Source organism: Methylorubrum sp. Q1 (assembly GCF_004683995.1).
Classification (GTDB): Bacteria; Pseudomonadota; Alphaproteobacteria; order Rhizobiales; family Beijerinckiaceae; genus Methylobacterium.
Genome location: NZ_SRHQ01000003.1, coordinates 74411 through 96555, shown reverse-complemented (window position 1 = coordinate 96555; position 22145 = coordinate 74411). Strand labels below are relative to the sequence as shown.

The 22145-nt window shown below is 67.3% G+C and carries 22 protein-coding genes; 6 read left to right on the top strand and 16 right to left on the bottom strand.

The window, feature by feature from the left end; all coding sequences use genetic code 11:
• Positions 1 to 166: 166 nt before the first annotated feature.
• The gene (locus tag E4V01_RS04055; protein WP_135297473.1) at positions 167 to 1582 is read right to left on the bottom strand and encodes a PLP-dependent aminotransferase family protein; all 1416 of its coding nucleotides are present in this window, start codon (positions 1580 to 1582) and stop codon (positions 167 to 169) included.
• A 121-nt stretch (positions 1583 to 1703) separates the two neighbouring features.
• On the opposite strand from E4V01_RS04055, the gene E4V01_RS04050 reads away from it, so the two are divergent.
• Positions 1704 to 2591 carry a DMT family transporter gene (locus tag E4V01_RS04050; protein WP_135297472.1) on the top strand — a complete coding sequence of 296 codons (888 nt, stop codon included), beginning with the start codon at positions 1704 to 1706 and terminating at the stop codon, positions 2589 to 2591.
• Between the two features lie 12 nt (positions 2592 to 2603).
• On the opposite strand, the gene E4V01_RS04045 is transcribed toward E4V01_RS04050, so the two are convergent.
• Both E4V01_RS04045 and E4V01_RS04040 read right to left on the bottom strand, forming a co-directional pair.
• The gene (locus E4V01_RS04045; protein WP_135297471.1) at positions 2604 to 3338 is read right to left on the bottom strand and encodes a response regulator transcription factor; all 735 of its coding nucleotides are present in this window, start codon (positions 3336 to 3338) and stop codon (positions 2604 to 2606) included.
• Positions 3339 to 3462: 124 nt separating this feature from the next.
• Entirely contained in the window at positions 3463 to 3993 is a 531-nt protein-coding gene (locus tag E4V01_RS04040) for a GNAT family N-acetyltransferase (RefSeq protein WP_060772384.1), read from the bottom strand.
• Positions 3994 to 4165: 172 nt separating this feature from the next.
• Here E4V01_RS04040 and E4V01_RS04035 point away from each other — a divergent pair, with 172 nt between their 5' ends.
• Positions 4166 to 4612, top strand: coding sequence for a DUF983 domain-containing protein (locus tag E4V01_RS04035; RefSeq protein ID WP_135297470.1), 447 nt, complete (start codon positions 4166 to 4168; stop codon positions 4610 to 4612).
• A 71-nt stretch (positions 4613 to 4683) separates the two neighbouring features.
• Here the strand turns inward: E4V01_RS04035 and E4V01_RS04030 are convergent, their stop codons facing one another.
• A complete protein-coding gene (locus tag E4V01_RS04030; RefSeq protein ID WP_060771455.1) occupies positions 4684 to 6423 on the bottom strand; it encodes an L-lactate permease in 1740 nt (579 codons plus the stop codon).
• A gap of 376 nt (positions 6424 to 6799) precedes the next feature.
• On the opposite strand from E4V01_RS04030, the gene E4V01_RS04025 reads away from it, so the two are divergent.
• On the top strand, positions 6800 to 7723 hold the full coding sequence (locus tag E4V01_RS04025) for a manganese catalase family protein (RefSeq protein ID WP_060771456.1): 924 nt from the start codon (positions 6800 to 6802) through the stop codon (positions 7721 to 7723).
• A 64-nt stretch (positions 7724 to 7787) separates the two neighbouring features.
• Here the strand turns inward: E4V01_RS04025 and E4V01_RS04020 are convergent, their stop codons facing one another.
• The 5 genes from E4V01_RS04020 to yajC all read right to left on the bottom strand — a co-directional run bounded on the left by E4V01_RS04020 (position 7788) and on the right by yajC (position 12381).
• The gene (locus E4V01_RS04020) at positions 7788 to 8684 is read right to left on the bottom strand and encodes a phytoene/squalene synthase family protein (protein ID WP_060771457.1); all 897 of its coding nucleotides are present in this window, start codon (positions 8682 to 8684) and stop codon (positions 7788 to 7790) included.
• Between the two features lie 134 nt (positions 8685 to 8818).
• Complete coding sequence (locus E4V01_RS04015; protein ID WP_135297469.1) at positions 8819 to 9214, bottom strand: Mth938-like domain-containing protein; 396 nt, start codon at positions 9212 to 9214, stop codon at positions 8819 to 8821.
• 124 nt (positions 9215 to 9338) lie between these two features.
• On the bottom strand, positions 9339 to 10283 hold the full coding sequence (gene secF / locus E4V01_RS04010) for a protein translocase subunit SecF (RefSeq protein WP_135297468.1): 945 nt from the start codon (positions 10281 to 10283) through the stop codon (positions 9339 to 9341).
• A 99-nt stretch (positions 10284 to 10382) separates the two neighbouring features.
• Complete coding sequence (secD, locus tag E4V01_RS04005) at positions 10383 to 11981, bottom strand: protein translocase subunit SecD (RefSeq protein WP_135297467.1); 1599 nt, start codon at positions 11979 to 11981, stop codon at positions 10383 to 10385.
• A 67-nt stretch (positions 11982 to 12048) separates the two neighbouring features.
• A complete protein-coding gene (gene yajC / locus E4V01_RS04000; RefSeq protein WP_135297466.1) occupies positions 12049 to 12381 on the bottom strand; it encodes a preprotein translocase subunit YajC in 333 nt (110 codons plus the stop codon).
• Positions 12382 to 12894: 513 nt separating this feature from the next.
• On the opposite strand from yajC, the gene E4V01_RS03995 reads away from it, so the two are divergent.
• Positions 12895 to 13785, top strand: coding sequence for an ATP-binding protein (locus tag E4V01_RS03995; protein ID WP_056499610.1), 891 nt, complete (start codon positions 12895 to 12897; stop codon positions 13783 to 13785).
• Between the two features lie 134 nt (positions 13786 to 13919).
• On the opposite strand, the gene E4V01_RS03990 is transcribed toward E4V01_RS03995, so the two are convergent.
• From E4V01_RS03990 to serS, 4 genes are all read right to left on the bottom strand, one after another.
• Positions 13920 to 15284, bottom strand: coding sequence for a murein hydrolase activator EnvC (locus tag E4V01_RS03990; protein ID WP_135297465.1), 1365 nt, complete (start codon positions 15282 to 15284; stop codon positions 13920 to 13922).
• A gap of 203 nt (positions 15285 to 15487) precedes the next feature.
• Positions 15488 to 16174, bottom strand: coding sequence for a protein-L-isoaspartate O-methyltransferase (locus tag E4V01_RS03985; protein WP_135297464.1), 687 nt, complete (start codon positions 16172 to 16174; stop codon positions 15488 to 15490).
• Between the two features lie 24 nt (positions 16175 to 16198).
• Complete coding sequence (surE, locus tag E4V01_RS03980) at positions 16199 to 16963, bottom strand: 5'/3'-nucleotidase SurE (RefSeq protein ID WP_135297463.1); 765 nt, start codon at positions 16961 to 16963, stop codon at positions 16199 to 16201.
• Entirely contained in the window at positions 16963 to 18462 is a 1500-nt protein-coding gene (gene serS, locus E4V01_RS03975; RefSeq protein ID WP_135297462.1) for a serine--tRNA ligase, read from the bottom strand. The genes surE and serS overlap by 1 nt, the downstream gene beginning before the upstream one ends.
• A gap of 481 nt (positions 18463 to 18943) precedes the next feature.
• Between serS and pqqA (E4V01_RS03970) the strand changes: the two genes are divergently transcribed.
• Entirely contained in the window at positions 18944 to 19033 is a 90-nt protein-coding gene (gene pqqA, locus E4V01_RS03970) for a pyrroloquinoline quinone precursor peptide PqqA (protein ID WP_015824334.1), read from the top strand.
• Between the two features lie 63 nt (positions 19034 to 19096).
• Complete coding sequence (gene pqqA, locus E4V01_RS03965) at positions 19097 to 19186, top strand: pyrroloquinoline quinone precursor peptide PqqA (RefSeq protein ID WP_015857429.1); 90 nt, start codon at positions 19097 to 19099, stop codon at positions 19184 to 19186.
• 514 nt (positions 19187 to 19700) lie between these two features.
• On the opposite strand, the gene E4V01_RS03960 is transcribed toward pqqA (E4V01_RS03965), so the two are convergent.
• From E4V01_RS03960 to ldtR, 3 genes are all read right to left on the bottom strand, one after another.
• Positions 19701 to 20657, bottom strand: coding sequence for a DUF4238 domain-containing protein (locus E4V01_RS03960; protein WP_135297461.1), 957 nt, complete (start codon positions 20655 to 20657; stop codon positions 19701 to 19703).
• 7 nt (positions 20658 to 20664) lie between these two features.
• Positions 20665 to 21120 (bottom strand): hypothetical protein, encoded by a 456-nt coding sequence (locus E4V01_RS03955; RefSeq protein WP_135297460.1) that lies wholly within the window; start codon positions 21118 to 21120, stop codon positions 20665 to 20667.
• A 358-nt stretch (positions 21121 to 21478) separates the two neighbouring features.
• Positions 21479 to 21997: a transcriptional regulator LdtR gene (gene ldtR / locus E4V01_RS03950; protein ID WP_060771466.1), complete on the bottom strand. Its 519-nt coding sequence runs from the start codon at positions 21995 to 21997 to the stop codon at positions 21479 to 21481.
• Between the last annotated feature and the right edge of the window lie 148 nt (positions 21998 to 22145).

Sequence of the window (22145 nt, the reverse complement as noted above, 5' to 3'; positions counted from 1 at the left end):
CGTTCTCGCTCGGGCGATGACAGCGCGGCGAGAGTTTTGTGAGAGACACTTAGTGGTCCAACCCACGCCCTCACCCTGAGGTGTCGGCGCAAAGCGCAGGCCTCGAAGGGGCTTACAGGGATCGCGCGGGGTACGGGAAGACCCTTCGAGGCCGCTTTGCGGCGCCTCAGGGTGAGGATGCGGCTGGGATCTCCGCTCTCTCCATCGCCCGCGCCAGCCCCTCGTAGACCCGCGGATCGGTCATCTGCGCCACGTTGAAGCGCATGAAGCTGCCGGCCGTCTGCGAGACGCTGAAGACGTTGCCGGGGGCCAACACCAGACCCTCCGCCAAGCCGGCGCGGGCCAGAGCCGCCGCGTCCTGCCCGTCGGGCAGGCGGCACCAGAGGGTGAAGCCGCCACGCGGTACGATCCAGGGCGCGATGCCGAGCGAACCGAGCCGGGTGGTGGCCTCCCGGCGTGTCCGTGACAGACGGCGGCGCAAGGCTTCCAGATGCTTGCGGTAGCTGCCGTCGGCGAGCGTGCCGGCGATCAGCTCGGCGGCGACCGGGCTCGGGCCGCCGAAGCTCGTCGCCACCTGGAGATCGACCAGGGCCTCGATCCAGTCGGGGCGCGCAGCGATGAAGCCGCAGCGAATCGAGGCCGAGAGCGTCTTCGAGAAGCTGCCGATGCGGATCACGCGGGCGAGGCCGTCGAGGGCCGCGAGCCGGGGCGAGGGCTCGGGCTCGAGATCGGCGAAGATGTCGTCCTCGACGATGGTGAGGTCGTGCCCCGCTGCGAGCGTCAGGAGCCGGTGGGCGGTCTGCGGCGAGAGCGTCGCGCCGGTCGGATTGTGGAGCGCTGAATTGGTGACGTAGAGGCGGGGACGATGCTCGGCGAGGGCCGCAGCGAAGGCCGCAAGGTCGGGCCCCGTCGGCGTGTAGGGCACCCCGACGATCCGGACCGCATGGACGCGCAGCACGGCCTGGAAGTTGAAGTAGCAGGGATCGTCCACGATCACTGTGTCGCCGGGCCGCAGGAGAAAGCGGCCGATCAGGTCGATGGCCTGCGTGCCGGAGGCCGTGAGCAGCAGCTGATCCGCGCCGAGTTCGATCCCCTCCCCCGCCATCCGGCGCACGAGGTGACGGCGCAGGGACAGCGCGCCGCGGCTGACACCGTAATCGGTCAGCACTGCGTCCCCGGCCTGCGCGAGGCCGCGCACGGCCCGGCGGATCGCCGCGCTCGGCATCCACTCGGCCGGAAGCCAGCCGCAGCCCGGCTTGAGCATCTCCGGGCCGGCATCGAGCGATTGGCGCGAAACCCAGAGCGGATCGATCGCCCGTTCCCGCCGCGGCTCCGCCTCGGTGAGCGCCAGCGGCGAGACCGCCCCCGAGACGAAGAAGCCCGCGCCCGGCCGAGCCCGGATCAACCCCTCCGCCGCGAGCCGGTCATAGGCTTCGACCACGGTCGAGGGCGAGACGCCCATGGTCGTGGCGAAGCGGCGGATCGAGGGCAACTTCTCGCCTGGGCTCAGCGCCCGGGCGGCGAGCTTGGTGCGGATCGCCGTCATCACCGCCGCCGTACGGCCCGCGATCTCATCCGTCATGTCACGATCGCTCAAGCATATGGGCGCAACGAGCCATACAGTTCGGTTCAGACTGTAGGGCACTGTTTGTGTCGCCGCCAGGGTTCGAGTTCTAACCTCGCATCGCCCTTCGAGACGAACGATGCCTGAACATCACAGGAACAATCCGGTCGGAAAGACCTGGGACGGGTGGGGCTACGGCTTCCTCGGCGTGCTCATCTTCAGCGGCTCGCTCCCGGCGACGCGGCTGGCGGTCGGCGGCTTCACGCCGCTCTTCCTCACCGCCTCGCGCGCGGTGATCGCCGCCGGGCTCGGTGGCGCGCTCCTGGCGCTGCTGCGGCAGAAGCGGCCGGCGCGGGGCGATCTCGGGCCGCTTGCCGTCGTGGCCCTCGGCGTCGTGGTCGGCTTTCCCCTGCTCACCGCGCTGGCGCTCCGGCACATCACCTCGGCCCGCTCCATCGTGTTCATCGGCCTGCTGCCGCTCGCCACCGCCCTGTTCGGTTTGTTGGGGGCCCATGACAGGCCGAAACCCGCCTTCTGGCTGTTCTCGGGCATGGGCAGCGTGCTGGTGGCGGGCTTCGCCCTGGCGCGCAGCGACGGCGCCGACCTGACGGGCGACGGGCTGATGCTGGGGGCGATCCTGCTGTGCGGTCTCGGCTACGCCGAGGGCGCTCGCCTGTCGCGCCGGCTCGGCGGCTGGCAGGTCATCTCCTGGGCGCTCGTGCTGGCCGCACCCGCCATGGCCGTTCTGGCGCTCGCCACCCTGCCGGATTCCTGGACCGGGATCGGCCTGCCGGCCTGGGCCGGGCTCGGCTACGTCTCGGTCTTCAGCATGCTGGTCGGCTTCGTGTTCTGGTATCGCGGGCTGGCGCTCGGCGGCATCGCCGGGGTCGGGCAATTGCAACTGCTCCAGCCCTTCTTCGGCCTCGCGCTCGCCGGCCTTCTGCTGGGCGAGCCGGTCGAGGGGGCGATGGTCGCAGTCGCCGCCGGGGTCGTGCTGTGCGTCGTCGCGGCGAAACGGTTCGCCTGAAGGCGATCCCGATCAGAACCCCCCGCCCGCCTGATCGAAATCGACATAGGCCGTCTCGATCACGATCTGCGTGCGGCTGATGACTTCGAGCTTGCGCAGGATCTCGGAGACGTGGGCCTTCACCGTCGAGTCGCCGACCTGCAGCTCGTAGGCGATCTGCTTGTTGAGCTTGCCCTGGCGGATCATGCCGAGCACCCGCATCTGCTGCGGGGTCAGGCGGGCGACCCGCTCGGCGATCGGCGCCTTGTCGCCGCCCCGCGCCGGGGCCGGAGCGGCGGCAAGATCGGGCGGCATGAACAGGGCTCCGCCGAGCACCTCGGAGATCGCCCGGGTCAGGGTCGCCTTGTCGACGGCCTTCGGCACGAAGCCGGCCGCGCCGTGGCGCAGGGCCTCCTGCATGATGCGCGGATCGGTAACGCCGGAGACGATCAGGATCGGCACGCGGGGAAAGCGCGTGCGGATCGCGGTGAGACCCTCGAACCCTGTCACGCCCTGCATCGAGAGATCGAGCAGCGTCAGGTCGATGGCCGGGTTCCGGCCCAGGATCTCGCTGGCCGCCCCGATGCCGTCCGCCTCGTGCAAAACGGCTTCGGGGAAGGCGAGCGCGATGGCGCTCGCCAGAGCCTCGCGGAACAGGGGGTGGTCGTCGACGATCAGGAGGCGCAGCGCCTGTCCGCCTGCCAGGGGAGCCGCCTCGTCGGAGTGGCCGCCGATATCCGATTGTGCGCTGGCCGTCATCGCGATCATGTCTTCCGGCGCGCCGGCACTGGCCGGCGAGGGCCCATTCGCCGATCTTAGGCCGATTCGAGATCCGCCGCTTCCCGGTCTTTGGTCCATCCCCCCGTCCGGCCCGTCGGCACGGCCTGCGGGGTCAGATGCCTTCGAGGACGAGCTGGCGGCGGCCGGGGCGGTGCCCCTCCGAGCCGGTCTCGCGGAAGCCGATCTTGTGCAGCAGGCCCCAGGAGGCGACGTTGCCGGGCCGGCATTCGGCCACGATCGCCCGGCGGGGAAAGCGACGGCGCAGCAGGCCGACGATGGCGGAGACCGCCTCCGTCCCGAAGCCGCGCCCGCGGGCGGCCCCGCCGATCCAGTAGCCGATCTCGACCGCGCCCTCCCCCCGCAGATGGGTGCCGACGACGCCGACGAGCGGGGCGGCCGCCTCGCGGCTCCAGGCACCGAGGAAGCGGTCGCGCCCATGCCGACCGGAGGCGATCAGCGCCTCGGCGTCCGCCAGGGTGAAGGGGGTGGCGAGGAAATCGACCGCGCCGGTGATCGCCGGATCGTCGGTGAGCGTGTGCACGGCCCGCGCGTCCCCCGCACCGAGCGGCGCGATCGTCAGCCGCCCCGTCTCGAGACCGGGCAGGTCGCTCAGGCTGTCGCGGCGGATCCGGCGGAGGAACATGTTTGCGGCATGCTGTGGCGCGCGTGAGATCGTTAACGCTCTGTCTCCGCCATTTAATCCCGAGCGCTCGAAAAAACTCGACTCGAAAAATCCGTCCGGTCCCGCATGGGTGGCCTGCGGGGCGTTGGCGAACCATCGCAGCGGGCATTGGTTGCCTCGCCAGGAGACCGTGATGACCGACACCCGTGACGCGATTTCGACCGAGACCCGGTACGAGCCCCAGGCGCCGCTCTCCGTGGCGGCGCGCAGCGCCTGCCCGCGCTGTGGCCGGGGCCATCTGTTCAAGGGTTTTCTGAGCATCGCCCCGCGCTGCGACGCCTGCGGCCTCGACTTCTCCTTCGCAGATCCCGCCGACGGCCCGGCCTTCTTCGTGATGATGACCACGGCGATCCCCGCGGTCGCCTTCGGCCTGTGGCTGGAGCTGACCTACGACCCGCCGGTCTGGCTCCACTTCGCCCTGACCCTGCCCGTGGTGCTGATCGCCTGCACCCTCCCCTTGCGCTTCTTCAAGGGCTGGCTGGTGGCGAGCCAGTATGTCCACCGCGCCGAGGAAGGTCGGCTCGCCCGGCCGGCGCAGCCGGTCGAGGCCGCAAAGCCGGACGCGCCCGGCCCGCGCTAATTCAGATCCACGAAAAAGCCCGCCCCGATCGCTCGGGGCGGGCTTCGCTTGCGTGCCGTCGAACCGGCCGGTCAGTGCGCGGCGGGCGCCGTCGCGGCCGGGTGGATCACCATCTCGGTGAACGGGTAGACGTAGGCTTGGAGCATCACGAGGCCGCCGACGAGGCAGGCCAGCACGATCGAGTGCCAGAACACGAAGCGCAGGATCTTGCTCTCCTGGCCGAAATAGCCCGTCGCCGTCGAAGCCACGACGATCGACTGGGCATCGATCATCTTGCCCATCACGCCGCCCGACGAATTCGCCGAGGCCATCAGGATGCCCGACAGTCCGAGCTGCTCGGAAGTGATCCGCTGCAGGCCGCCGAACAGCACGTTCGAGGCTGTGTCCGAACCCGTGAGCGCGACGCCGAGCCAGCCCAGCAGCGTGCCGAAGAACGGGTAGAGGATGCCCGTGCCGGCGAAGGCGAGGCCGAGCGTGGCGTCGACGCCGGCGTAGCGGGTGAGCACGCCGAGGGCGAGCATCGCGGCGATGGTGATGAGCGAGTAGCGCAGCACCCAGATCGTCTCGAAATACGCGGTGACGAGACGCACCGGCGAGAACCGCATGATGATGCCGGAGATGATCGCCGCGAACAGCACCCCGGTGCCCGTGTAGGACATGTAGGTGAAGTTGAAGATCGCGGCCTCGGCCTTCGGCGCGGCCTCCACGGGCGGCACCTTCATGATCATGTTGTGCAGGCCCGGCACCTCGTATTTCCACGAGAAGATCGGGTTGACGATGCCCTTGAACCAGCCGGTGCCCCAGATCGCCACGATGATCGAGAGAATGATCCACGGCACCCAGGCCATGAAGATCTCGCTCGACGAGGCGGTGCGGCCGCCGACATGCACCTTGGGAAGGTCGCCGGGGACGCCCGCGCCGAGGGAGGCCGGACGCGGCTGACCGTAGCCGATCGACGGATCGTGGCCGCGCAGGGCCGGCGAGGACCAGATCTGCGCCGGACGCCACACCTTCAGGAAGGCGACGAGGGCGGCCATCGACACGAGCGAGGCGCCGATATCGACGATCCAGGGATTGATGTAGTTCGAGATCAGGAACTGCGCGGCCGCGAACGAGATGCCGCAGACGGCGATCGGCGGCCAGATCGCGATCATGCCGCGAAAGCCCGCGAACACCCAGATCAGCCAGAACGGCACGATCACCGAGAAGAACGGCAACTGACGGCCGATCATCGCGCCGAGGATGTAGGGGTCGTAGCCCGTCACCGAGGCCAGACCCTGGACCGGGGCGCCGAGCGCGCCGTAGGCGACGGGGGCGGTGTTGGCGATGAGCGAGAGGCCGGAGGCGGCCAGCGGCGAGAAGCCGAGCCCGATCAGGATGGCGCCGGTGACGGCCACCGGGGTGCCGAAGCCGCCCGCGCCCTCGAAGAAGGCGCCGAAGGCGAAGGCGACCAGCAGGAGCTGGATGCGCCGGTCCTCGGTGATGCCGGCCACCGATTGCTGGAGGACGGCGAACCAGCCCTTCTCCACCGTCAGCCGGTAGAGGAAGATGACGTTGAGGATGATCCAGCCGATCGGGAACATGCCCGTGACCATGCCGAGGATCGTCGCGCGAACCGCCAGATCCGTCGGCATGCCGAAGGCGACGACCGCCACGAGGAAGGCGACGCCCAGCGCGAGGACGGCCGCGATGTGCACCTTGATCTTGCCGCTCGCGATCATGCCGAGCAGGGCGATGACCGGCAGCGATGCCATGAAAGTCGAGAGCCATTGGCTCCCGAACGGATCGTAGACCTGATTCCAGGGTGTCACGGGCTTTGCCCTCCTCCCAAGCCCCGATCTTCCGCCGGGGCTTTCCGGCACAGGGTGCTAGCAGAGCCGTTAGGCCCGCTCAACGCAAGGCATCATGTATTCAATCCCGCGATCGACAGATGTTTTCTTGGTGACGCTTTTGCGCACCGCGGCGGCGCGTTGCATTGCAGATCCAGGCGCCGGAACGGCCGGGGCGTTAAGCCTGCAACCGGTGCGTGGCGCCGGGAACAGAGGCCTTCGTCGGGCGGTTCCAACCGCACACCCCAGTGCCCGACCGAACCTCCGACCGTCGGGCCGCTCCAGGCTGTGACGATGCATGGAGGTGTCTGCGGCGCACGTTCCGGTGGTGACCGGCAGCAGCAAGAGGCCTTCTCAAATGTTCATGCGCGTCGACAAGCTACAAGCCGAGCTTCCCGCACCCAAACGCAAGGATCCCAATGCGGCTGCCGCGCTGCAGGAGTTGCTGGGCGGAAAATACGGTGAGATGTCCACGCTCGGGAACTACATGTTCCAGAGCTTCAATTTCCGCAGCAAGGACAAGCTCAAGCCGTTCTACAGCCTCGTCTCGAGCATTACGGCGGAAGAACTCGGCCACGTCGAACTCGTGAGCAACGGCGTGGCCATGCTCAATAACGGGCCCGACAACGACGGCGACGAGACGGACGGGGGCGACATTTCGGGTGCGCCGTTCGAGGACATGAAGGACATCCGGCTTGCCGCGGCCTTCCTGTCGAACGGGGGCGGTTCGGCGCCAATCAACAGCAACGGCGCCTCGTGGAACAACGACTTCATCACCTCGACAGGCAATGTCGTCGTCGATCTCCTGCACAACTTCCACCTCGAATGCGGCGCACGGTTGCACAAGCTGCGGGTCTACGAGACCCTGTCCGACCCGACCGGACGCGAAGTATGCGGCTACCTGCTGGTGCGCGGCTCGGTCCACGCCCACGCCTACGCGCTGGCGCTGAAGCAGATCACCGGCGTCGATCTCGACAAGTTTTTGCCGACCCCGAACATCAATCTCGACAAGATTCCCGAGTGCCAGAAGTATCTGCAGGAGGGCTCGCACCGCCGGCTCTACACCTGGAGCCCGAACGATTATCGTGAGATCGCCGGGATCTGGAATAGCAGCGAGCACGCCCTGCCGGGCGACCCGCCGGGCGAACTCGAGATCGTGGAGGGCATGCCCGACGGCGGTAAGATCCACCAGCTCACCGGCATCCCGTCGGCCTTCGCGCCCGATTATGCGCCGGAGGAGATGTTCGAGATCGCGCAGAAGCTGACGAAGAAGGCGCGCTGACGCCCCGCTTCATCGACCTCCTCCCCTTCGCGGGGAGGAGCCCCTGTCTGCGTGTGAAACGTCTCTATCGTCCCGTGCGTGCCGCCCGCCACAGCCGCCACAGACGGCGCCAACGGGGGATCTCGATCACGCTGTTGAGCGGATCGTAGCCGGCCCGCTCCATCGCCGCGAGATAGGGCTCGACCAGCGCGGTCGGCAGAAAGGCGGGACGGGCCGCTGGAGCGATGGTGCTGCGGGCCGCCTCGTAGGCGGCGAGATGGCGCCGCGCCAGCGCCCGCAATTCGACGCAGGTGCGCACGAGGCCCGGTCCGCCCCGGCCCGAGACGATGTCCTCGCGCGTGACCCCGTTCTGGCGCAGCAGGTCACCGGGCAGGTAGACCTGTCCCTGACGCGCGTGCCACGGCAGCGCTCGCAACAGGCCGGTGATGCCGTAGGCGACGCCCGCATGGCCGGCGGCCGCCGCGCCACCTGGCTCGGCCCCATCGGCAAGCACCAGCCCGGAAAGGCGGATCAGCGCCGAGGCGGTCTCGCCGCAATAGCCCTCCAGATCGTTCACCCGCGGCATCGGATCGTCGTAGAGGTCGAAGACGCGGGCATCGATCAGGTCCACGAAGGGCTGGCGCCCGAGGCGGCGCGTGACGATCGCATCTTCCAGGGCCGCGGCGACGGGATTGGCCCGGACGTCGCCCCGTGCTTCCCCCTGGAGCGCGTCGCGCCACCATTGCAGGCGGATCTCCCCCGCCATCGGATTCGAGGCCGCCTCCCGGACGCGGGCGATGGTCAGGCTGAAGGCGGAGAGCGCGAAGAGGTGCGGCCGGAAGGCGGCGGGCGCGAACAGGGCTGCGAAGTAGCGGTCCGGGTCGCTTTCGCGCACCAGTTCCTCGCAGTGCCGGAAGGCGAAGGCGAGCCCGCCGTTGCCGGCCTCCGGGCTCGTCTCGGTTCGGGTCTCGGGGCGCGTCATGGAGCGGGGCTCATGCGGCGTTCGGAACTCAAAGCGCTTTCCGACGAAGTGGATGCCGGTTCATCGAAAGAAAGTGCGACCAAACAAGGACCTAGAGTCGTGCCCGGCTTGATGCGATCAGGCCGGGCACGACTCTAGACGGCGATCAGCGCGGCCGCGACCTTGCGGTTCTCGGCCATCAGGATGTTGTAGGTCCGTGCCGCCGCCCCCGTCTGCATCGTGTCGAGGCTGATGCCTGCGGCCTTGAGGCGCTGGCGCAAGGTCTCGGGCAGGAACACGATGTCGGCGCCGGTGCCAATCAAGAGAAGTTCGATCCCCTCGGCCTCGGCGAGCACCGGGCCGAGGCTCGTCCCGTCGATGCCGGTGGGCTCGTTCACCTCCCAGGCGCGCACGCCGGAGGGCAGCAGCAGGATCGAGCCCCGGTGGGACATCTGCCCGAAGCGGAAGCCGCCATTGCCATAGGCGTCGATGCCGTGGCGGCCGGGCAGGAAGCCGTCGTGGATCTGCCCGGGGATTCGTCCCTCGCTCACGCCGTGCCTCCGCTCGCCCGCATTCCGTACCGGGGCATGTCGGAAGCGCGGGCGCCCCTCTCAACCGCCGGGGCGGAGAAAGACGTCCCGGATCGGTCTCGTGCCTCCCGTCGCACGCCGCGCCCTACTCGGCCGCCTGCGGCAGGCCCGACTCGCGCTGCGACGCCTTCGCGCCGGACAGGCGCAGGCCGATATAGATCAGCGACGGGGTCGAGACGAAGATCGCGGAATAGGTGCAGATCACCACGCCGCAGAGCATGACGACGGCAAAGCCCTTGATCGCCTCGCCGCCGAACAGCACCAGCGCCACCAGCGACAGGGTAGTCGAGAGCGAGGTCATCACCGTGCGCGACATGGTGGAGTTGATCGAGAGGTTGAGGAGTTCCACCACGGGAATCGTCTTGTAGCGGCGCATCAGCTCGCGGGTCCGGTCGAACACCACCACCGTCTCGTTGAGCGAGTAGCCGACGATGGTGAGGATCGCCGCGATCGAGGTCATGTTGAACTCGATGCGGGTGATGATGAACACGCCGACCGTCAGCACGATGTCGTGCAGGGTGCCGACGATGGCGCCGAGGGCCAGCTCCCGCTCGAAGCGGAACCACAGGTAGAGCAGCACTGCCAGCACCGAGAGCACGACGCCGATCGTGCCGGACTGCACGAGTTCGCCCGAGACGCGCGGCCCCACGGTCTCGGTGCGGCGGAAATCGTAGCCCGCGTCGAAGGCGGCGTGCGCCTTCTGCATCACCGCGGTCTGGCCCTGCTCGCCGGCCTGGAGCGGGAAGCGCACCAGCACCTGACCCTCGCCGCCGAGTTCCTGCACTTCGGTCTCGCCGAAGCCGAAGCCGTTGGCGGTGTGGCGGATCTCGGCGACGTCCGCTTTCTGCCCGGCCTTGGCCTGAAGCTCGACCAGCGTGCCGCCCTTGAAGTCGATGCCGTAATTGAGCCCGACGGTGATGAACAGCACCAGGGTCACGACCGACATCACCGCCGAGAGCGGGAAGGTGACGCGCCGGAACCGCATGAAGTCGAAATGCGATTCGTCGGGCCAGAGGCGAAGCAGGCGCATGGTCGGTCTCGAAGCGAAGGGGGCGCTCCGAGCGCATCCCCTGAGATTTCAGCTTTCGCGCGGCGCGTGGGCCGCGCCGGGAACGAAGCGGCGGCGCCCCTAGAACGGCAGGGCCTTGGGCCGGAACCAATTGTACCACAGCGCGATCATCATGCGCGTCAGCGTCACGGCGGTGATGACGGTGGTGAGGATGCCGAGGATGAACACCACGGCAAAGCCCTTCACCGGGCCGGAGCCCATGAAGAACAGGAGCAGCGCGGCGATCGCCATGGTCGAGTTCGAATCGATGATGGTGGCGAATGCCCGGTCGAAGCCGGCCTGAAGCGCCGAGACCAGGGAGCGGCCGCCGCGGGCTTCCTCGCGCATGCGCTCGTAGATCAGCACGTTCGAATCGACCGCGGTGCCGATGGTGAGCACGATGCCGGCGATGCCGGGCAGGGTCATCGTCGCCTCCAGCACCGACATCAGGCCGAGGATCAGGCCGACATGCACGATCAGGGCGATGTTGGCGATGAAGCCGAAGGTGCCGTAGGTCGCGAACATGAAGGCGATGACGAGGCCGCCCGCGACCAGGGTCGCCATCTTGCCGGCCTCGATCGAGTCGCGGCCGAGGCCGGGACCGACGACGCGGCGCTCGACCACGGTGAGCTTGGCCGGCAACGCGCCCGCTCGCAGCAGCACCGAGAGGTCGTTGGCGTCCTTTACGGTGAAGTTGCCGGTGATCTGCCCGGTGCCGCCGGTGATCGCCGAGCGAATCACCGGGGCCGACTGGATCACGTTGTCGAGCACGATCGCCATGCGGCGGCCGACATTCTCCGAGGTCGCCTGACCGAAGCGCTGGGCGCCACGCAGGTTGAACTTGAAGCTCACCATCGGCTCGTGGGTCTGCGGGTCGAAGGCGGGCTGGGCGTCGGTGAGATCGCTGCCATCGGCCATGACGCGGCGCTCGACCGGCACCTTGGCGCCGCCCTCGTCCTTCGAGGCGAGCATGTCGACGTCGCCGGAGGGCGAATCGGCCAGCATGCGGAACTCGAGCTTGGCGGTCTTGCCGAGCTGGTCTTCAAGCTCCTGCGGGTTCTGCAGGCCCGGCACCTGGACGAGGATGCGGCTGGCGCCCTGCTGCTGGATCGACGGCTCCTTGGTGCCGCCGAAATCGATGCGCTTGCGCACGACCTCGATCGCCTGGCTGACCGCACGGCGGGTGCGGTCGTTGATGCCGGCCTCGGTGAGGACGAGCTGGATCGTGCCGTTCTCGGCCTCGTTGACCGTGAGGGTCTGGCCGCCGGCGGCGAGCGGGTTGTTGATGGGGGCGGCGAGTTCGCGCAGCTTCGGCATCACCTTCGCGCGGGCCGTCGCATCGGGGATGCGCAGCTCGACGCCGCGGTTGATGACGCGGATGCCGCCTTCCGGCGAGACCGCGGCCTCGCGCAGGATGCGGCGCACGTCGTCGCGCAGGCCGGTGACCATCGAGCGGACGAGGTCGGGCTGGTCGATCTCCAGCAGGATCTGCGAACCGCCCTGGAGGTCGAGACCGAGCACGATCGCCCGGGTCGGCACCATCCATTGGATCGATTTCGGCAGCGCGTTGACGAAGGCCTCGCGCTGCTCCTTCGAGAAGAAGCTCGGCACTGCGAGGCTCAGACCGATCAGGATGATGGCCAGGGTCGCGAAAATCTTGGTTCTCGAGAAGCGCAACATCCGCCCGGTTCCGACTGGGTTTACCGAAAGGTGCCGGGCCTGTGCGCCGGCACCCTCATGTGACCTCTCAGGAGGCCTTGACCGGGGCGCCCTTGACGCGAACCTCGGAGATCATCGAGCGGACCACCTTCACGCGCACGTTCGGGGCGATCTCGACCTCGATCTCGGTGGCGTCGTCCGCGACCTTCGTGACGCGGCCGACGAGGCCGCCGGTGGTCACGATGGTGTCCTCCCGGCGTACGTTCTTCACCATGTTCTGGTGATCCTTGAGCCGGCGCTGCTGCGGGCGCAGGATCAGGAAATACATGATCACGAAGATCAGGATGAAGGGCACGAACTGCAACGCGACTTCCGCGCCGCTTCCGGCACCGACTCCTTGCGCGAAGGCGGGGGTGATCAACGCGAGAAACTCCTGATCGAGGGCAGACGGCCCGTGAGGCCCGGCGGGACCGGTGCCTTGCTGCGACGGGCTTGTCAAAATCGGCTTGCCGAAAGCGACTTGCCAAAATGAGGCTTGCCAGGACCGGCGGGCCGGATCTGACCTGCCGGAAAGCGCGCGGACTATAGCGACGGGCGATTCGAAAGCAACGGCGGGCGATGCATCCGCAGGGCAATCGCTTCGAAGCCGCTCGGGCGGCTTCGCGGCGCGAAGAGCGCCGCGCGGAGCGGGCTTTTCGGGGCGTGAGCCCCGGACAGCATCGAGCGGAGCGACAGCCTGAGGCCGCGGAGGTGGCCGCTGGCGCTTGAGGCCGTCGTAAAACCAGGGCGAAGCCGAGGCCGTAGTAAAACCAGGGCGAAGCCCTGGGATGCATCCGGGCCGGCGCCGCCGCGGTTCCCCTTTCTTTCGACCTTCGCCTAAAAGGCGCCACCTCAGCGAGGGCGGCCGCCCTCCCCCGCAACCGGACCCGAGATCATGGCTTCAGAGCCGACGCCTGCCGACCCCATTCCGAATCTCCTGCCGCTTCTGGAGCGGATCGCCGCAGCCCTGGAGCGCGCCGCGCCGCCCACCGTCCCGAAGGTGGATACGAGCGCCGCCGACGCCTTCCTGTGGGGGCCCGAGCGGCGGCTGATCCCGGTGCCGCGGGTCAACCGCGTCGAGATCGGCCTCCTCACCGGCATCGACCGCGCCCGCGACACCCTGGTGGAGAACACCGAGCGCTTCGCCCGCGGCTTGCCGGCCAACAACGCCCTGCTCTGGGGCGCGCGCGGCATGGGCAAGTCCTCGCTGGTCAAGGCGGCCCATGCCGAGATCAACGCCCGCCGGCCGGAGGGCGCGCGGCCGATGAAGCTCGTGGAGATCCACCGCGAGGACATCGAGGCATTGCCCGAGCTGATGAGCCTGCTCCGGAACGACCCGCACCCCTGGCTGGTGTTCTGCGACGATCTCTCGTTCGATGCCGACGACACCTCCTACAAGTCGCTCAAGACCGCGCTCGACGGCGGTATCGAGGGCCGGCCAGGCAACGTGCTGTTCTACGCCACCTCGAACCGGCGCCACCTGCTGGCCCGCGAGATGGTCGAGAACGAGCGCTCCACCGCGATCAATCCCGGTGAGGCGGTGGAGGAGAAGGTCTCGCTCTCCGACCGTTTCGGCCTCTGGCTCGGCTTCCACAAATGCAGCCAGGACGAATATCTGGCGATGATCCGCGCCTATGTGGAGCGCTACGCACTCGACGTGGAGCCGGACCGGGTGCGGGCCGAGGCGCTCGAATGGGCCACCACCCGCGGCTCGCGCTCCGGGCGCACCGCGTTCCAGTTCATCCAGGATCTGGCCGGACGGTTGGGTCAGCGGCTCGACGGATAGTTCGTCCGGCCGCACGACCCGGATTGCCGTGCCTCCCCCCCCTGCGGAGAGGGGGCACAGCTGAAAGGGAAGGGATGAACGACAAAGGGCGGCTCCGCGAGGAGCCGCCCTTTGTCTGCGGGGATCGGAAAAGATCAGCCGCCGAGATGGGGCATCGGATCGACCGGGGTCGCGCCCTTGCGCAGCTCGAAGTGGAGCTGGGGCGAGGTGACGTTGCCGGTGGCGCCCGACTTGGCGATGGTCTGGCCGCGCTTCACCTTCTCGCCGGGGCGCACGTCCAGCTCGCCGTTATGGGCGTAGGCCGAGACGTAGCCGTTGTTGTGCCGCACCAGCACCAGCTTGCCGTAGCCCTTCACGTCGGAGCCGGCATAGGCCACGGTGCCGTCCTCGGCGGCCTTGACCGGCGTGCCCTCGGGCACGGCGATGTTGATGCCCTCGTTGCCGGACGAGCCGTAGGCATTGATGATGCGGCCCTTTGCGGGCCAGCGGAACGACTCGGCCGGGGCCTGCGGGGCGGCGGCCGGGGCCTGCGGGGCGGCGGCCGGGATCGGGGCGGCGGCGTCGGCGCTGGCGACCTTCACGGGGGCAGCCGGTGCCGCGTCCTTCGCGGACGCCTTGGCGGCCTCCTTGCTCTCCTTGGCGGCGGCCTTCGCGGCCGTTTCCGCGGCGCGGGCCTCGGCGAGCTTCTTGGCGGCGTCCGCCTTGGCCTGCCGGGCGTCGGCTTCGGCCTTGCGGGCGGCTTCCGCCTTCGCAGCCTCCTTGGCCGCATCCTTCGGATCGACCTTCGTTTCGGCTTTGGCGACCTTCTCGACGCCCTTCTGGCCCGGACGCGGATGCTTGGCAGCCTCCGCCGCCTTCTTCGCCTCGGCCGCCTTGGACTCGGCGAGCTTCTTCGACTGCGCCGCCTTCTCCGCGGCCTTGGCTTCGGCCGCCTTGGCCTCGGCGACCTTGGCGGCGGCAACCTGCCGCTCGGCGTCGCGGCGGGCCTCGGCCGCCTTCGCGGCAGCGGCCTCGGCGGCGCGCTTCTCAGCCGCCTTATCGACGGGCTTGCCGAACTGGAGCTTGGGCTGCGGCGCCGGGGCGGAGGCGCGCGGCGTCATCGCACGGCCCGCATCGGGGTTCAGGCCGGCCACGTTGCCCGCCATGCCGCCGGAGATCGGCTCGGCCGTCGCGACGCGGGTCACGGTCCGGGGCGCGGCCGGGGCGGCGCTGATCGCGCCGGGGCGCGGCGACAGGGCCGGGCCGGGAGCAGGCAGCGCCTGGGACTGGATGCGCGGCGTGCGGATCGCAGGCGCCGGCGCCATCTCGCCCTCGACGCCGTCGTTCGGCAGGCTGCCGGTGGCCGAGGGCTCACCCGTCAGCGAAGCGAACGGGTTGGTGAAGGGATCGCCGAGACGCGAGGCGTCCGACGAACAAGCAGCGGTGCCACCGCCGATCATACCGATGAGGGCGAAGCGCGACAGCGTCCTCAAGCCCAGTATTTTCCCCCGAACCCGCATCGACGCACCCGCTTAAACACTGACGCAACGTGATGAGCTATTCAAACGGGATTCAGGTTAAGCAACCGTTCCCGAGATCGTCGCGGGGATCGGATTCACGCGGGTTCCGTAAAGGTTGAGGGAGTCTGGCAACGGCGCCGATCGCCCGTCCGAGCGGGCGAGACCTCCTCTCGACGCGCACGCGCCGAACCGTTGTCGGGCCGCTACGGGCCCAGTGCACGCCCCGGCGTCAGGGGGCCGAGACGCAGGGCCGCTCCTTCCGTGCGGGCGTAGGCGGCCGCGCTGTCGCGGGTCAGCGTCACGAGCCGGCTCCCCCGCCCGGTCCAATGCCCCGCCACCAGCCGGCCGCCGGATTTGAGCGCGGCGGGGAGGTGCGGCGGCAGCGCGGCAAGGCTGCCGTTGACGAGGATGCGGTCGTAGCTTCCGCCGCGCACGACTTCGGGCGCGAGCCCGTCATTGGTCTCGACGGTGGCGTCGGAAAGGTCGCGCCCGAGATGTGCCCGTGCCGCGCGGGCGAGCCCCTCGTAGCGCTCCAGGCTGCGCACATGGGCCGCCCCGAGCCGCACCAGCAGGGCGGTGACGTAGCCCGTGCCGGTGCCGACCTCCAGCACGCGCTGGCCGGGGGCGAGATCGAGGGCGCCGAGCATCTGCGCGACGACGCTCGGCGCCGTCATGGTCTGGCCGCAGGCGAGCGGCAGGGCGATGTCGCGCCGTGCATGAGGGCGCAAAGCCGGCGGCGCGAAGCGCTCGCGCGGCACCTGTTCCATCGCCCGCAGCACGGCGGTGTCGCGCACGCCCCGCTCGCGCAGGGCCAGCACGAAGGCGGCGTTGCCGGTTGCCTCCGCCAGCCCCGCGGGCAGCCGATCCGGGTCTTCGACTTCAGGCGGCATGAGGGCCCGGCCGCCCGCCCCCGCTCACGCCCGGAACGCCGCGGCGAAGCGGGTCAGTTCCGGCTCGTCGGTGAGGTCGAGCCGCAGCGGCGTCACCGAGATGCGGTTCTCGGCGATCGCCTTGAGATCGGTGCCGTTGCCGGGCTCGAACCGCGCTTTGGCGAAGGCCAGCCAGAAATAGGGGTTGCCGCGCCCGTCGTGGCGGGCGTCGATCTGCAGGAGCGCCTGATTGCGCTGGCCCTGCGCCGAGACCGCCACGCCCTGCACGTCCTCCGGCTCGCAATCGGGGAAGTTCACGTTGACGAGGATGCCGGGCTCGATGCCGATCTCCAGGATCTTCTCGATCACCCGCGGCCCGTGCGCGGCGGCGCAGGCCCATTTCAGGTTGGCCCGCCCGCCCGCGCCGTAGGCCTGGCTCAGCGCGATCGATCGGATGCCGAGGATCGTGCCCTCCATCGCCCCGGCGATGGTGCCGGAATAGGTCACGTCCTCGGCCACGTTCTGGCCGCGGTTGACCCCCGAGAGCACGAGGTCGGGTTTGTGGTCCTTGAGGATGTGGGCCACCCCCATGATGATGCAGTCCGAGGGCGTGCCCTTCACCGCGAAGCGCTTCTCCGCGATCTGGCGCAGGCGCAGCGGATCGTTGAGCGAGAGCGAGTGCGACACGCCCGATTGATCGGTCTCGGGTGCGACGACCCAGACGTCGTCGCTGAGCGCCCGGGCGATGCCTTCCAGCGTCTCCAGGCCCGGCGCGTGGATGCCGTCGTCGTTCGTGACCAGGATGCGCATCAGTGGTTCGGTCCCTCGATCCGGTTCAGGCCGCCCATGTAGGGCTGGAGCGCCGACGGGATCGTGACGCTGCCGTCGGGGTTCTGGTAGTTCTCCATCACGGCGATCAGCGCGCGGCCGACCGCGACGCCGGAGCCGTTCAGGGTGTGGACGAAGCCGACCCCCCTGCCCTCCTTGGCCCGGTAGCGCGCATTCATCCGCCGCGCCTGGAACTCGCCGCAGACCGAGCAGGACGAGATTTCCCGGTAGGTCTGCTGGCCGGGCACCCAGACCTCGATGTCGTAGGTTTTCTGGGAGGCAAAGCCCATGTCGCCGGTGCAGAGCGTCATGACCCGATAGGTCAGGTCGAGTTTTTTCAAGACCGCCTCGGCGCAGGCGAGCATCCGCTCGTGCTCCTCGGCCGATTTTTCGGGTGCGGTGATCGAGACCAGCTCGACCTTGTTGAACTGGTGCTGGCGCAGCATGCCGCGGGTGTCGCGCCCCGCCGCCCCGGCCTCCGCGCGGAAGCAGGGGGTGAGCGCGGTGAAGCGCAGGGGAAGCTCGTCCTCCGCCAGGATGCTTTCGCGCACGAGGTTGGTGAGCGGGACTTCCGCCGTGGGGACGAGCCAGCGATGAGCGGCGGCTTCTGCAAGCGGCCTTATTCGATCATAGTATTGCTTCTGCTCCCTTGCGAGATCAGAAGAGACTTCAACTGAGATCGAGTTTTCTCGAACAGTTGCTTTTGAGGCATCGTTCTCTAAGCGACTTCTGAATTTTTCTGCCTCGTCAAGGAACTTTGGATCTTTCTGAAATACCTGCTGCATGAAGTCGGCCGCCGCAGCAAACGGCGTGGATGCGGAAAACTGGTCATCAGCGAATTTCGGCAGTTGCGCCGTACCGAACATGGCCTCGCTGCGAACCAGAATCGGCGGCGCCACTTCCAAGTAGCCGTGCTCGCCCGTGTGCAGGTCGAGCATGAACTGGCCGAGCGCCCGCTCCAGCCGGGCGAGCTGACCCTTGAGCACCACGAAGCGCGAGCCGGAGAGTTTCGCGGCCGCCTCGAAATCCATCAGCCCGGTGGCCTCGCCGAGCTCGAAATGCTCGCGGCCCTGCGCCAGGCGCTCGCGGGAGGACTCGAAGCGGCGGTACTCGACATTGCCGTGCTCGTCGGCGCCGAGGGGCACGTCCTCCTTCGGACGGTTCGGGATCGCGGCGAGGCGGTCGTCGAGGGCTTTTTGCGCCTCGCCCTGCGCGGCCTCAAGGCCCGGCGCCTCCTCCTTGAGGCGGGCGACCTCGGCCATCAGCGCGGTCGCGCGGGCCTCGTCCTTGGCCTTCTTGGCGGCGCCGATCTCCTTGGAGAGCGCGTTGCGCCGCTCCTGGGCCGCCTGCGCGGCCGAGACCGCACCCTTGCGCGCGTCGTCGAGGGCGATCAGCTCGGCGCTGAGGGGCGCCAGGCCGCGACGCTCCAGGTCGCGGTCGAAGGCCTCCGGGTTCTCGCGGATGGCGCGGATGTCGTGCATTTCGGGGCTCTTGAAATCGTCGTGTGCGCGCGAGGGCCCCGCTTTGCCGCATCGCCCCCGGCATCACAAGAGCGGGTACATCGGCAGGGGGGCGGGCCGAGGCTGGCCCTTCGCGCGCCGGCCCCGGCCCGGAGCGTCGGACTTCCGATAAAAATGATCGGGAGAAACCGGCAAAAGCGCGTGTGAGCCGTCCGACCGGCTGCGCCTGTGGATCGCGGCGATCGGCACGATGCCCCTGATAAACCAGCATTTTTCCGCACATCCGGCAGAAAGATGCGGCTCTCGATCGTCAGCTCGGGCGTTTTTGAGAGCAATCTATGAGAAATATAAGTGTAGGGCCCGCTTGAATTGCGCCCAACGGATTGTCTATATCAAGGGCGTCGAACACGAGGGACCCGGTGAACGAGCGGCCCACCTCAGTTCGAGGCAGGCCGGTTGAAAGACCGATCTTCGTATTCAAAATTTTATCAGGAGACACGCCATGAAGTGGTCTGCCCCCATCGTTGCCGAGATCTGCGTCGGCATGGAAGTCACCTCTTACGAGTCCGCCGAGATCGACACCTTCAACTAAGAAGGCGTCACCGGCCCCAGGCCGGTTCGGTTGTCATCAATTTCATCCATCAGGAGAAACGTCATGAAGTGGTCCGCTCCCGTCGTTGCCGAGATCTGTGTCGGCATGGAAGTCACCTCCTACGAGTCCGCTGAGATCGACACCTTCAACTAAGAAGGCGTCGCCGGACTCGATCCGGTGAGACTGGGGGCGCTGCCTGAGAGGGCGGCGCCCTTTTCGTTTGCTTCTGACGCGACGAAAAGCAGGAAGGCCGGAGTGGTTTGGACCCTTCCGGCTCTCATGCTTTTCTGATTCGTTCGTCCTCTCATCATCGCGAGCGTCAGCGAAGCGATCCAGGGGGAGGGCTTCGCGCCTGACTCCAACAAGGGCTGGCTGGGCCTCTGCTCTTCCTGAAGGGCTACATATCAGTGCGGGATGGAGATGAGCCACGTTTACACCACGGTCATCACGCCCATGGGCCACGGCAACGAGGATACGAAAACAGGACGATGATTGCAGTTACGAAAATGCCATTGCTCAAGGGGGCGGACGACGTCCCCGGTTTCCGTTCCGAGAGTTGAGCGAGGTTGGTGACAGCTTCGAGGTCGACTGCACCGGCATGAGCCAGGGGCCGTATGTTCGCCAGCGAACTCAGCGGCGATAATGTAACGGTGCAGTTGGTCGACAGCTAGGGCAGCAGGCCCTTTCTTCGAAGACGCTGCAATCTTCTATAACCCTTCAGTGTACCCGGGTTGTTCTGCATCCGCTCTACAAGGGATGGTAACTGTCCTGTCCCCATGTGACGCTGCACGAACTCGGTATGCAAGTCCCACTGTGCGAATACATAGCTCACGGCCTGTTGCGTCACTGTACGGTTGATCAGAAAGGCCAGTTCGGATGGATTGCAGGTCATCATGAATTTGATAACCCTGCGGTCATTGACGGCGTAGAAAATTTTTTTTGGGCTGATCGGCAGCAAGATGTGCGAGTCGGGGTCGATCAGTCCGCCGGACAGGATCAGCGGGCGGTCAGACGTGAGCAGGGCCGGTACCTGGAACGGAAGCGTGAAGGTTCCCCACTGCATCCGGTTGATAAACTCCGCGATGCGGGGGTTCGTTATGAGCGGGATCAGCGCATCCAGTGCGCGCCACTCGATCTCCTGGGGATCCATTCGAGCGATAACCTCCTCCACCCGGTTGGGCATGCCGGGCCGCCAGAGCCTCTTGTAGTGTTTCCGGCGTTTGGGATCGGCCTTGAACCAATCCCGCAGATAGCGCTCTTTGTGAAATTTAATGTCCTCCGGCATGCGGAACATCAGGGAGAGTAGGAAGGTGGTCCAAGACGAGCGTTTCTCGACGTTGTTCATCGTTTGTTCGCCAGCCAGCATCTCCTGCAGCAATTCGGCTGCACGGGTATCGACCGGCCGCATAAACTCGCGTTCTAGAGATTCACGGAGATGCTGGTCTTCAACGCCAAAGAACTCGTAAAGTCCTCTGACGTACCCAGTGCCGGAGGGGTGTTTGCTTTTGGCAACGACTCGCTTGCCATGAGGCCTGCTATACTGGCAAACCTTTCCCTCGGCATTCAACCAATTTTTTAGGTATGCCACTGGGATGTAATGGTGGCGTTGCCCTTCGGCGGCCATCAGGAGGCTACTTCAGTGGTTTCTTAAGCTTCCATGTTGTTGACGACTTGGCCACACACCCTGCAGGCAACGTCACGCCCTCTTTATGTTTTTCATAGCCGAGGCTAATCATCACGCTGCCCGTGATGTATCCGGCGTTGACCGTCATCTGCTGCTCGTTGTTGTAGCGCTTGCCCATCCGCTCCTGCAGCAGGGGATCAATGCCTGCCATCGCCGGGAGCCCGGCCTCTACGGCCTTCAGAGCCACCATCTTACCTTCTGGTGACATGATGATGCCGTACATCTCTTGGTACAGAGGGTGATCTTCAGGCAGTCCGCCCGAGCCAAGGGGTAATTTCAGATCATCGATCTGCTCTACTAATGCCAGAGCTTCGGGTGTACCCTTATTTCGCGCATTATTTCTCAGCGAAAGCCGGTCATTGGCCGTCATCGCCTTCAGCTTTTCCGTCGTATAAGTCGGCATGCCCCGGTGATTGCTCTACTATGTCGACCTGCGGTATCGCTCCTCGATTACCGCAAATTTCAGCCAAGTTTTCAAGGCTGGTTGTCGTTGGCGGGTGGGGTCAGCGCTCGCGCCACATCGTGCACGGATCAGATGATGAGGTAGCGGGCACCCACCAGCACCGCGGTCCGGTGGAACGCCTTATGCGCCTCGCTCTGCCAGGCCATGCCTGCCTTGCAATCCAGATGCACAGTCTCGTCAACCGAAACCAACTGGCACGAAGGTGACCCGGACACCCCCTACACCGAATCGCTTCTCCGTGCCGCCCCTCGCAGGATGACACGGATAAATTGTTAAGAAAATATAGATGGTTAGCATCTCAGAGACGGTAGCGGATCTGGTCGGTCCAGAAGCGCTCCAGGCGGGAGAGCGCCTGGTTGAGGCGGCCGAAATCGTCCTCGGAGATACCGCCGATCGGCTGGATCGTGCGGGCGTGCTTGTCGTAGAGGCCCTGGATCAGGTCGTGGATCTCGCGGCCCTTCGGCGTCAGGCTGATGCGCACCGAGCGCCGGTCGGTCTTGGAGCGGGCGTGGTGCAGGAAGCCGGCCTCGACGAGCTTCTTGACGTTGTAGGACACGTTCGAGCCGAGATAGTAGCCCTTCGAGCGCAGCTCGCTCGCGGTCAGTTCCTTGTCGCCGATGTTGTAGAGCAGCAGCGCCTGGACACTGTTGACGTCCTCGCGGCCGCGCCGGTCGAACTCGTCCTTGATGACGTCGAGGAGGCGGCGGTGCAGCCGCTCCACGAGGTGCAGCGCCTCGAGATAGGAGCCGGCGGCACTCTGAAGCTCCGGAGCGGCGTCGGTGGTCTTGAGGGCGGTGTTGGCGGCCTTCGTGCTCATCGTGGTGCCTTCCTGTCGGTTCGGTCCGGCTCTTGCTGGCCGGCATCGCTTATGAGGTGAACCTAAGGCCCACCGATGAAAGCCGATTTAAGCGACAGGATGAACTCGCGATTTACTTCTGTCGGTAAATGCAAAATGAAACGATGAT